The following is an 11,143-nucleotide window of genomic DNA, read 5'->3' as shown; positions in this document are numbered from 1 at the left end:
TTCCTTTGCGTCCGCTCGAATGGTATTCCAGGGCATCCTGTTTTTTGCTCATGTGGATACTTGCTCCTTTCTTGGTGGATAAATTTTAGTCACAATAAAAATCATTTCGCTTTAATTCAGCCGTGTTACACAGTTTTATTTTGCTGATTTCTTATAAATTGAGACACCTTAGACCTTGTTTTGGTCCTTTGTCAAGGTCAAATTACAGTATTACTAAAAAAACATTTTATTTGGTTTGTGGGGTGAAATGTCTCGTGAATGCTTGTATTTGAAGCAAAGTTCGTTGATAATTCCGTGATGTGGGCAGGTAAATAACCGCGGAGAAGGGGGAGTGATGGAAAGAATCTGGGCGCCGTGGCGCATGGATTATATTCTCGATGAAAAGCCGCATGGCTGCATTTTTTGCCTAGATGCGCGGACGGACGAGGATCGACAGAATCTTGTTCTCTACAGAACGCCGTTATCGTTGGTAATGCTTAATCGCTATCCCTACACAAATGGTCACCTGATGGTGGCGCCACGACACCACACTGCGGAACTGGACTCCCTTACGGACGTCGAGATGCTTGACCTTTTTCGAACCGTTCGGCTCTGCAGAAGCGTTCTTGAGGAGGAAGCCTCACCCCAGGGGTTCAATATCGGGCTCAATCTCGGCCGGGCAGCCGGTGCAGGGATAGAAGACCACCTCCATATCCATATCGTTCCGCGCTGGAATGGCGATACGAATTTCATGACGGTTGTCGCCGACGTACGCGTTGTCCCTGAAGGGTTGCTGACTACCTACGACCGGCTTTCTCCCCGTTTTGCGGCCCGGCAATAGAGCACGAGGAGTTCTGCTCCCATGAATGGCAAAAAGCGCGCCTACATCGGCATAGACATAGGTGGTACCAACCTCCGTCTGGCTCTCATTGATGAACGGGGCGCCATTATCCACAAGACCAAGAGCAGGACCGATATCCACCATGGTCGATCTTCTTTCTTCTCGCGTCTTGGCAAGGGGATTGAGTCCCTGCTGCTCGCGGCCAGAGATAATAACATCGAACCTGCCGGGCTGGGGGCAGGGGTGCCGGGACTCATTGCCAATGACGGCCATGTGTATGTTTCGGTGAACCTCAGGCCATTGGACGGGGTAAATCTGCGGGATGAGCTTCAGGCCATGAGCGGGCTCCCGGCGGTGGTGGCGAACGATGTAAACGCTTTTGCCTTCGGAGAGAGCGTTTACGGGGCGGGCAGGGACTATCGGTCATTTCTTATGGTCACCCTCGGCACCGGCGTGGGGGGAGGTCTGATCCTCGGTGGCAAGGTCTGGACCGGAATCGACGGGGTGGCAGGCGAGTTCGGCCACATGACCGTGGAAGCCGAGGGGAGGCCCTGTCCCTGCGGCAACCGCGGTTGTCTCGAGCAGTACGCATCCGCAAGCGCCCTGGTTTCCGCGGCAAGAGAGATGATCTGCCAACAAAAGGATGTGTTCGGGGCACAATGCGACGTGGCCGCCATTTCAACCAAAATACTTGCCGCTGCGGCACTGGACGGTAACCAAGCGGCGTTGGACCTCTTCGCCGATGCCGGACGGTATCTGGGGATCGCTGCCGCGTCGGTTGCCAATCTCCTTAATCTCGAAGCGATAATTCTCGGAGGAGGTGTCTCCTCGAGTTTCAATCTCCTGTGCGAGAGCATGCGACGGGAAGTCCTCGCCAGGGCCTTTCCCATTCCGGGCAAGCGCCTCGTTATCCGCCAGGCTTCCCTGGGAGACGATGGTGGGATTCTCGGCAGTGCTGCACTGGCAAGGAGTTTTCTTCAGGAGGAGAAACCATGAAGCGGAAGATCGGCATCCTTACGGGAGGGGGAGACTGCCCCGGCCTCAACGCGGTGATACGGGGCGTGGTGAAGAGCGCCATCATCGGGAGGGGATGGGAGGTGGTCGGTATCGAGGACGGATTCGACGGCCTTCTCTACGACCGCTGCCCAAGACCACTGGGGCTTGAAGACGTGAGGGGGATCCTTCCGCGGGGAGGAACGATCCTTGGCACCTCCAATAGGGGCAATCCCTTTTCCTACCCCATTGAGGTTAACGGTAAAACTGTGCTGACCGATGTGTCCGACCGGGTTGTGGAGCGGGTCAAGGACCTCGGGATCGACGCCATCGTGGCAGTGGGGGGAGATGGTTCCCTCAAGATCGCCCTGGAGTTGATGAAAAGGGGGGTGCCGGTGGTTGGCGTCCCGAAGACAATTGACAACGATCTGATGGAAACCGATGTCACCTTTGGTTACAACACGGCTCTGGAAACAGCCACCGATGCCCTCGATAAGCTCCATTCGACGGCCGAGAGCCATCACCGTATCATGATCATGGAGGTGATGGGGCGCTATGCCGGCTGGATCGCACTGGAGTCGGGTATCAGCGGCGGTGCGGACGTGATCCTGATCCCCGAGATCCCCTTTGAACTGAAAACCGTCTGCAATGCCATTGAAGGCCGGCGCCGGCGAGGCAGCAAATTCAGCATTGTAGTGGCGGCCGAGGGAGCCTTTCCCCGGGGAGGTACGCGGGTCGTCCAAAAAAAGGCCGATGAAACCATGGCAATCGAGCGGCTCGGCGGCATCGGCAACTTTGTGGCCCACGAACTTACCTCCTGTCTCGATATGGACATCCGGGTGACAGTGCTCGGCCATCTCCAACGGGGAGGGTCCCCCTCTACCTTTGATCGCTGTCTCGGGAGCCGATTTGGCATCGGTGCCGTTGAGCTTATCGAAAGGGAGCAGTACGGAGAGATGATCTGTCTCAAGGGAAGAGCCATTCGTTCCGTTCCCATTGAAAAAGCGGTCCGCAAGCTCAAGCTTGTCGATCCCCGGGGACAGGTGGTAACCGCCGCCAAAGAGCTGGGAATCAATGTCGGAAGGGAGTGAGAATTGACTTTAATCCCTCCGCGCTATAGAGTGTGACGATATTTCTCTGAAGAAACTCATGCAGCGACCGATGTTATTATGTATGAACCTCTTTTGAGGTACGATTCACATGGAGGGAAACCGTTTATGGATTCGGGGGCTGTCGTGAAGAATAGAAGTATTCGCTACGGGCTTTTCGGGTGTATTCTGGGTATCAGCGCCCCCATAGGGTGGACGCTCATCCGCCTGATTTTTTTCGCCAATCCCGACCAGTCTCTCCTGTCGCGAGTTTTTGGCGATATCGTTAATTCCCCCTTTAATATCGCACTGTATACCTATATGGGAATCGGCACCGCAGGTGTACTCGCCGTGCTCGGCTACTATATCGGCAAGACGACCGATGAACTTCATAGCCGGGCTTCGGAACTGAATGTTCTTCATCGGGAGGTCGCTTCTCAAAAGGAAATTTTTGAACAGCGTTACCGGGCCCTTGACAGCAACATCAAGAACTTTCACCAGATCAGCAGTAAAATCCAGAAATCCATTGACATCGAAGAGGTTCTGCTCCTGTGCGCTGAAGGACTCCACGACGTCCTCGGTTACGAACGGGTCTCCATCCTGATGGCCGACGAAGGGCGCTCCAATCTTTCTTTTGTGGCGTCCGTCGGCACCCCGGACTTCAACCCCCAAGGGGTCAGCATCCCTCTTGATATCCGTAGCGGAGTCATTTTCAAGTGCTTTGCGGATCGGCAGATCTACATGATCGACGACCTCAGCACGTATCCGGCTGACTTCCGGCTCAAGCCTCCCTACGACGCCATCCGTGCGTTGCGCTCCAGGAGCTTTGTTCTCTGCCCCATCATCGTGAAGGGTGAGTCAGTGGGGGTATTCGGCATCGACAACCGGCAAAGCCGGCGTCCTCTCAATGACACCGATGTCGACACCATCAGGCTCTTCGCCGACCAGGCAGCCTCGGCCATCATCCGGATCAACCTCCTGAAGGCAATCGGGACGCTCACCTCTGAGCTGGAAACCACTTTCTCCGACCTGCTTAAGAACCGCGACCACTATTCCCGCTACGTAGTAAATCTCAAGGATGCGGTCAATTCTGTTGCCGACGGTACCGCTCACATCGCATCCGCCGCCGAAAGCGTCCTTGCCTCCGTTGATGAGACAAGTTCGTCGGTGAGCAATATTTACGTATCCATCGAGCAGGTTACGAAAAATCTCGATTATCTTTCCGAATCTATCGAAAAATCGGTGTCGGCCATGGAAGAGCTCAACTCCACCATCAAGAATGTTGAGCAGAGTGCCGCGATCTCGCACCAGGTTTCAAGCAAGGTAAAAGAGGAAGCTGACCGGGGGAGGCGTGTGGTGAAGGAGACCATCGCGTCGCTGGCCGAGATCCAGCGTTCGGTTGAGCTTTCCTTTGATGCCATGAAGCGGCTCACGGAAAACAGCGGCCGTATCGAGAGCATCGTAGGGGTTATCAACGACATTACCAAGCGGACCAATCTCCTTGCTCTCAACGCCTCAATCATCGCTGCCCAGGCCGGAGAATACGGCAAGAGCTTCGGTGTTGTTGCCGATGAGATCCGTAACCTTTTGCTCCAGACCGGTCAGTCAACCGGTGAAATCACCGGCATCATCGAAGAGATCATGAATGAGTCCCACAGTGCCGCCCAGAACATTTCCGCCTCCAAGGAACTCGTGCAGAAAGGGGTGGAACTGGGGGGCGTCATGGGGCAATCACTCCAGGTGATTCACGAGAGTTCGGCCCGCTCGCTGGACATGACCCAGGAAATTAAGGTTGCAACCGAAGAGCAGGTCCGCAGCGTGCAGCTTGTCACCCATTCCATCGAAAACGTGAGCAGCATGAGTTCTCAGATATTCAAGGCGTCCAAGGAGCAGTCCGATGCCGCCATGAGCATTGTCCGTTCCGTTGATACGATTAAGGAAATGACCCAGGAAATGGTCAAGGCGACCGTCAAACAGGTGGAAGACGGCAGCGAGATCAAGCAGTCGGTGGAAGCCGTGGGTGAGATGGTAACCAAAATATTTGAAGACATGGAAGTTCGGCGCGGAGAAAGCTCCGCCGTAGTGAGAGAACTTGAAATGATGAAGAAAATCGCCGAATGAATTTAATGGACAGCCTCATCTGATTTGTGGTAAACAATAACTGCGTTTTATAAATGACCCGCAACACTGGCGGAGTCGAAAATCTGTTCACGACAAATTGATACTGCCTGGATTCGTACGAACCGGGACGGATGGCAATAGCCGCAACGACAAGGAAATTGCTTTTTCTCTTGGTCTTGGTACATGCGCCTCCGGAACCCCGGTGGCGCATTTTTGTTGTGTGGAGCAACCGTGAACCGCAAGAAGACAATTATTGACATCCAGAAGATGAAGGCAGCCGGCGAGAAGATAACCGTCCTCACCAGCTATGATTACCCCTTTACCCGCGTAATGGATGAATGCGGCATTGACATGATCCTCATCGGCGATTCCGTGGGCGTTGTCTTCAGCGGGTATGACAACACCCTGCCGGTCACGATGGACGAGATGATCTATCACACCCGGGCGGTGGTGCGGGCCCGGCCCAAGGCCCTGGTTGTGGCCGATATGCCGTTTCTCTCCTACCAGACCGACCTGCGGGACGCCCGTCTCAATGCCGGCCGTCTCGTGAAGGATGGGGGGGCGGAAGCCGTCAAGCTGGAAGGTGGGAGCCATGTGGCCGATACCATCCGCGCCATTGTCGACATGGATATTCCGGTCATGGCCCATATCGGTCTCACCCCCCAGTCGATTCACCGGATGGGGGGGTACAAGGTCCAGGGGAAAAAGGAAGAGCAGGCCCAGCGGCTTCTGGATGATGCCAAAGCTATTGAGGAAGCCGGCGCCTTTGCCGTGGTTCTGGAGGGGATCCCGTTAAGGCTGGCGGAAAAGATCACCGCAGAGCTTTCCATCCCCACGATCGGCATCGGCGCGGGGCCCCACTGCGACGGCCAGGTGCTTGTGATCCATGACATCCTGGGACTGTGCGAGAAATACTCTCCAAAGTTCGTGAAACGTTACGGGGACGCCAATGCTCTGATAACCAGCGCGGTTTCCTCATACATCGCCGAAGTGAAGAAAGGAGAGTTCCCCGACGAGGGGCATTCATTCAGCTGAGATGAGAATCATTGAAACCGTAGCCGAGATGCAGGCCTTTTCGCGGGAGGCACGAAGGGAGGGGAAAAGCATTTCCCTGGTCCCGACCATGGGGTTCCTCCACGAGGGACACGCCTCGCTTATGATCGAGGGGAAGAAGCGGGCCGATATCCTCGTGACGAGCATCTTTGTAAACCCAACCCAGTTCGGTCCCACCGAGGACTTCGATGCCTATCCGCGCGACCTGGCGCGGGACCGTAACGTGGCCGAGACGGCGGGAGCGGATATTATCTTCGCGCCCAAGGCGTCCGACATGTATCCCCGGGGATTTCAGACCTATGTGAACGTGGAGGAGTTGACGCGTCCCCTCTGTGGCGCGAGCCGCCCCGGCCACTTCCAGGGTGTCACCACCGTGGTTGCCAAACTATTGAACATCGTTCTGCCCCACGTGGCCCTCTTTGGCAAGAAGGACTTCCAGCAGTTGGCAGTCATCCGTCGCATGGCCGCCGACCTGAACATGGACGTGGAAATCGTCGGCATGCCCATTGTGCGTGAAGCGGACGGCCTTGCCATGAGCTCCCGCAATGCCTACCTGGGGCCCGAAGAGCGGAAAAACGCTCTTTGTCTCAGCCGCGCCCTTGCCACGGCCCGGGACCTCTTCCTGGATGGGGAGCGCAGCGTTGGAACGCTGCGGGATAAGGTGCTCCGGGTCATCGGCGAGGTTCCCGGCGCCGTCATCGACTATGCGGATTTTCGCGATGGCGACACCCTTGAGACAGTCGAAACGGCCAACGGGCGAACTCTTATCGCCTTGGCCGTGAAGATAGGAAAGACAAGGCTGATCGACAACTGCATCCTGGGAGAAGAGCAGTAATCATACCGTTTCCGGTACTCCCTTTATGTTAAGTCCGACCGTCAACTCAAAGGATGGAGCGAACAATGCCGAAAAATCGTGACGCAGCCCGTGCCAGCCTGGAAAACCTCTACCGGATCTTCACCGTGCCGGAAGCACCCGACTCGACCCTTGGCGCTATTGATCAGGCGATTGCCGGCGATGTCGCCGGCTTCCTGCAGACCCATATCGTCGCCATCGAACGCCCTCTCGAAGAGATCGAAGCGGATTTCTCCTCCTTCTCCATACCCGAGGAACCGACCTACGTCTCCGAGTATACCGAATTCGTCAAAGAGAACCTCGTCGCCCACTCGGTCCATACCGCCTCACCGGCCTTTGTCGGCCACATGACCTCGGCGCTCCCCTACTTCATGCTCCCGCTGGCACGCCTCATGACCGCCCTCAACCAGAATGTGGTCAAGGTGGAGACATCCAAGGCCTTTACGCCCATGGAGCGCCAGGTCCTTGCCATGCTTCATCACCTGGTCTATGGCCGGAATGACGACTTCTACCCGCAATGGATTCATAACAGCCAGCATGCCTTGGGGGCCTTCTGTTCCGGCGGCACCATCGCCAACGTCACGGCGCTATGGGTGGCGCGCAACCGCCTGTTCGCTCCGGACGGAGAGTTCCGCGGCATTGCCCAGGAAGGGCTGGCGCGTGCCCTGAAATATCGAGGCGCGGACGGGATTGCCGTTCTCGTTTCCGAGCGTGGCCACTACTCTTTGGGCAAGGCCGCCGACCTCCTTGGTATCGGCAGGGATGACCTGATCAAGATAAAGACCGATGCAAAGAACCGTATCGACCTCAAGGCGTTGAGAGAAGAATGCCGGCGACTGCAGGATCGGAACACCCTCCCGCTGGCTCTGGTCGGCATCGCCGGGACGACCGAAACCGGCAATGTCGACCCGCTGGAGGCAATGGCCGATTTAGCCCAAGAGCTCGGCTGTCATTTTCATGTGGATGCCGCCTGGGGGGGGCCAACCCTTTTTTCCGACCGGCACCGTCACCTGCTCCGCGGAATAGAACGGGCCGACTCGGTTACCATTGACGGGCACAAACAGCTCTATGTGCCGATGGGGGCGGGGATGGTCGTCTTCAAGGATCCCACCGCCCTCTCGGCTATCGAGCATCATGCCAACTATATCCTGCGTCATGGCTCCAAGGACCTGGGCAGTCATACCCTGGAAGGGTCGCGGCCAGGGAAGGCGATGCTGGTTCATGCCGGGTTTTCGATCATTGGCCGCAAGGGGTACGAGCTTCTTATCGATATGGGGATCGAGCGGGCACGCACCTTTGCCGACATGATCCAGCGCCATCCCGATTTCGAGCTGATCAGCGAACCGGAACTGAATATCCTCACCTACCGCTACTGTCCGCCTGCCATCCAGCAGGCCCTGACCGACGCGACGGCCCAACAGCGCGCCGCTATCAATGGACTTCTTGATCAGGTCTGTCAGCTGTTGCAGAAATATCAGCGCGAAGCGGGTAAAACCTTTGTCTCTCGAACACGGCTGCATGTGGATCGTCACGACATGGAGCTCACTGTCCTGCGTGTCGTTCTGGCCAATCCGCTGACGACCGATGAGATTCTGGAGGCAGTTTTGGCGGAACAGTGCGAAATCGTGCGTCTGCCGGAGATTCAGGCCTTGCTGCGGCAGGCTGAGGAACTCTGTCCCGGTCTGGCGAAAGCTGTCTAACGGTAGTTTGATGGAGTTGGTGTTCTTTTGTGGTAGAGTGTAATGACTGAGTAAAGACCCGTTGCCGAGAGCCCTTTCGATGGAACTTTACGCCGCTTCATACATTCTGCCGATAGCATCTCCCCCCATCCCTGGCGGCGCAGTGGCCGTCGACGACGGCTGCATTGTCGAAACGGGAACGCTGGCCGAGCTCCGTTCGCGCCATAGCGGTCCCGTTCATGATTTCCCCGGTTGCGCCATCCTCCCCGGTCTCGTCAACGCCCACACCCACCTGGAGCTTACCCATTTCCCTTCCTGGAAGATCCGCAAGGGGATTGACTATTCTCCTCGAACATACGTGGACTGGATAATCCAGGTAATCAAGATCCGGCGGGCCTTGTCGCCACAGGAACTGGAGCTTTCCGTGCGCGAGGGGCTGCGGATTTGCCTCGAAGCCGGGACTACAGCCATCGGCGAAATCCTCACCGACCGTTCACTTATCCCCCTCTATGCCGATTCAGGCCTGAGAGGGAGGCTCTTATTCGAGGCCATCGGTCACGACTCGGTTCGCAATGCCCAACTCGTCGAAGAACTTGATGCTGCCATCGCTTCCTTTTCCGGAGGCTCATTCCTCCCGGGCATTTCACCCCATGCTCCTCACACAGTCGCCGAACACCTCCACCAGGATGTGTACCGTCTGGCGCATGAGCGGAACGTGCCACGAGTCATCCACCTGGCCGAGTCACGCGAAGAGAGCGATTTTTTCTTTGATTCTTCCGGAAAAATTGCCGAGTTTCTCTATCCCCATGTCCGGTGGGAATCGTACCTCCCCGCACCACGGCGCACAACCGCTACAGCCTGGCTCGATGGGCTCGGCGTATTGAACGGCACCATCTCGGCTGTTCACTGCGTTCACCTTACGCCGTCCGACGCCGAAATCCTGGCCAAACGTGGCGTCGGCGTGGTCCTCTGTCCCCGGAGCAACGACAAGCTCGCCGTGGGGCGCGCCCCGGTCGTTCTGCTGAAGAGGCTCGGCGTCCCGCTTGCGCTTGGCACCGATTCACTGGCCAGCAATGACTCACTCTCCCTATGGGATGAAATGCGGTATCTCCTTGATACCTTCCCGGGCATTTTTACTCCTACGGAAGTCCTTTCAATGACCACCATCGGCTCTGCTCGCCAGTTGGCACTTGCTGATCGGACCGGTTCCCTCGATAAAGGGAAACATGCCGATTTTCTTGTGATGAAGCTTCCTGGCCGGAATAGTTCCGGTGAGGCGCTGCACGAGGCGCTCATTCATTCGGAGATTCTTCAGGTTTTCCTTGCCGGCAATCTCGTTGTAAGCCGGGAGGCGTCTCCTTGACCGTGCGCAAGCCCCTTTTGCCCAGTAATTGCAAGGGTTTTTACTCCTTGCAATGATCTCGCCATATCTGCTACTATCCATTTCATGGGAGAAAAGCTGATCTGTAACAACAAGAAAGCGTTTCACGACTACTTCATCGAAGAGCGCTTCGAGGCGGGAATGGTCCTGAAAGGGACCGAGGTAAAATCGCTCCGCATGGGGAAGGCGAATCTCAACGACTCTTTCGCCCTGGTCCGTGACGGTGAAATCTTTCTGCACAATCTCCATATCAACCCTTACGATTTCGGCAACCGCCAGAACCACGACCCCGACAGGCTGCGCAAGCTCCTGATGCATAAGAGCGAGATCGAAAAGCTCTTCGGCAAGATTCGCGAAAAGGGATACTCGGTCGTGCCGCTCCGCCTCTACTTCAAGAATGGCCTCGCCAAGGTGGAACTGGGTCTTGCGAAAGGGAAGAAGCTGTACGACAAGCGCGAGGACATGAAGAAGAAGGACCAGTCGAGGGAGATGGCCCAAGCCCTCAGGGAAAGAAGCAAGAATAACTGACGAGAGTTTACAAGGGGGTGTACAGGTTTCGACGGGGATAGGAAACTAAAGGTTGCATGCCGAGGTCCGGGCTGGCCTCGTTAAAAAGCCCGGGGCGAATTACACGCCGATAATTACGACTACGCTGTAGCAGCTTAATACCCTGCTACCGATCCGCCGAGCCTCTCCCACGGGTGAAGATGGATCGTTATTTTAGTGGGATAGTCAAGGGGAGTGCCTGTGGCCCCAAGGCGAAACTTTAGCGGGATCGCTTCCCGGAAATCCCTGCCAGGGGAGAGTCGGGCGGCTAAATCAAATCCTGGCATAAGCATGTAGACGCCTTCTGTGTATGATCTTCGGACGCGGGTTCGACTCCCGCCACCTCCACCAATTCATAATCCGGCATAGTCCGGAGTAGTCAAAAAGCTCTCGGGAAATCGAGGGCTTTTTGTTGTTCTTGAGGGCAGATGTAATGGTTTTGTAAGGGAGGGATAATGTTTCCGAACCATTGCATACCTGACAGCTCGGTATAAACTTGCCCAGTAAATTGCCTTGGAGAGTAAGGTACAGGTTGGTGGAGGTGGCGGGAGTCGAACCCCTGTCCGAAGTTTACATAACTCAAATTGAGGAAGGAGGTGACGGGAAGAG

General features: G+C 56.2%; 9 protein-coding genes and 1 other RNA gene. All 10 read left to right on the top strand.

The features are described from left to right. Nucleotides 1-334 precede the first annotated feature (334 nt). Nucleotides 335-820, top strand: a complete 486-nt coding sequence (locus KJB29_RS18005; RefSeq protein ID WP_215735709.1) for an HIT family protein — start codon at nucleotides 335-337, stop codon at nucleotides 818-820. 21 nt (nucleotides 821-841) lie between these two features. Then, the gene (locus KJB29_RS18000; protein WP_215735708.1) at nucleotides 842-1,816 is read left to right on the top strand and encodes an ROK family protein; all 975 of its coding nucleotides are present in this window, start codon (nucleotides 842-844) and stop codon (nucleotides 1,814-1,816) included. Next, nucleotides 1,813-2,904, top strand: a complete 1,092-nt coding sequence (locus tag KJB29_RS17995) for a 6-phosphofructokinase (protein WP_215735707.1) — start codon at nucleotides 1,813-1,815, stop codon at nucleotides 2,902-2,904. The genes KJB29_RS18000 and KJB29_RS17995 overlap by 4 nt, the downstream gene beginning before the upstream one ends. A gap of 126 nt (nucleotides 2,905-3,030) precedes the next feature. After that, on the top strand, nucleotides 3,031-5,022 hold the full coding sequence (locus tag KJB29_RS17990) for a methyl-accepting chemotaxis protein (RefSeq protein ID WP_215735706.1): 1,992 nt from the start codon (nucleotides 3,031-3,033) through the stop codon (nucleotides 5,020-5,022). Between the two features lie 231 nt (nucleotides 5,023-5,253). Next, nucleotides 5,254-6,057, top strand: a complete 804-nt coding sequence (gene panB / locus KJB29_RS17985; RefSeq protein ID WP_215735705.1) for a 3-methyl-2-oxobutanoate hydroxymethyltransferase — start codon at nucleotides 5,254-5,256, stop codon at nucleotides 6,055-6,057. A 1-nt stretch (nucleotide 6,058) separates the two neighbouring features. Next, nucleotides 6,059-6,910 (top strand): pantoate--beta-alanine ligase, encoded by an 852-nt coding sequence (gene panC / locus KJB29_RS17980; protein ID WP_215735704.1) that lies wholly within the window; start codon nucleotides 6,059-6,061, stop codon nucleotides 6,908-6,910. Nucleotides 6,911-6,975: 65 nt separating this feature from the next. Then, nucleotides 6,976-8,628, top strand: a complete 1,653-nt coding sequence (gene panP / locus KJB29_RS17975; RefSeq protein ID WP_215735703.1) for a pyridoxal-dependent aspartate 1-decarboxylase PanP — start codon at nucleotides 6,976-6,978, stop codon at nucleotides 8,626-8,628. A gap of 79 nt (nucleotides 8,629-8,707) precedes the next feature. Further along, nucleotides 8,708-9,970: an amidohydrolase family protein gene (locus KJB29_RS17970; RefSeq protein WP_215735702.1), complete on the top strand. Its 1,263-nt coding sequence runs from the start codon at nucleotides 8,708-8,710 to the stop codon at nucleotides 9,968-9,970. 84 nt (nucleotides 9,971-10,054) lie between these two features. After that, entirely contained in the window at nucleotides 10,055-10,516 is a 462-nt protein-coding gene (gene smpB, locus KJB29_RS17965) for an SsrA-binding protein SmpB (protein ID WP_215735701.1), read from the top strand. A 13-nt stretch (nucleotides 10,517-10,529) separates the two neighbouring features. After that, nucleotides 10,530-10,885: a transfer-messenger RNA gene (ssrA, locus tag KJB29_RS17960) on the top strand. Nucleotides 10,886-11,143: the final 258 nt, after the last annotated feature.

This window comes from Geobacter grbiciae, assembly GCF_018531165.1.
In the GTDB taxonomy this organism is placed as follows: Bacteria; Desulfobacterota; Desulfuromonadia; order Geobacterales; family Geobacteraceae; genus Geobacter; species Geobacter metallireducens.
Note: the sequence above shows the minus strand (reverse complement) of the source record. Positions and strands in the feature narration are given on the sequence as shown.

Coding starts and splice junctions, on each gene's coding strand:
- KJB29_RS18005 (WP_215735709.1), top strand. CDS start 335: ATGGAAAGAATCTGGGCGCCGTGGCGCATGGATTATATTCTCGATGAA.
- KJB29_RS18000 (WP_215735708.1), top strand. CDS start 842: ATGAATGGCAAAAAGCGCGCCTACATCGGCATAGACATAGGTGGTACC.
- KJB29_RS17995 (WP_215735707.1), top strand. CDS start 1,813: ATGAAGCGGAAGATCGGCATCCTTACGGGAGGGGGAGACTGCCCCGGC.
- KJB29_RS17990 (WP_215735706.1), top strand. CDS start 3,031: ATGGATTCGGGGGCTGTCGTGAAGAATAGAAGTATTCGCTACGGGCTT.
- panC (WP_215735704.1), top strand. CDS start 6,059: ATGAGAATCATTGAAACCGTAGCCGAGATGCAGGCCTTTTCGCGGGAG.
- panP (WP_215735703.1), top strand. CDS start 6,976: ATGCCGAAAAATCGTGACGCAGCCCGTGCCAGCCTGGAAAACCTCTAC.
- KJB29_RS17970 (WP_215735702.1), top strand. CDS start 8,708: ATGGAACTTTACGCCGCTTCATACATTCTGCCGATAGCATCTCCCCCC.
- smpB (WP_215735701.1), top strand. CDS start 10,055: ATGGGAGAAAAGCTGATCTGTAACAACAAGAAAGCGTTTCACGACTAC.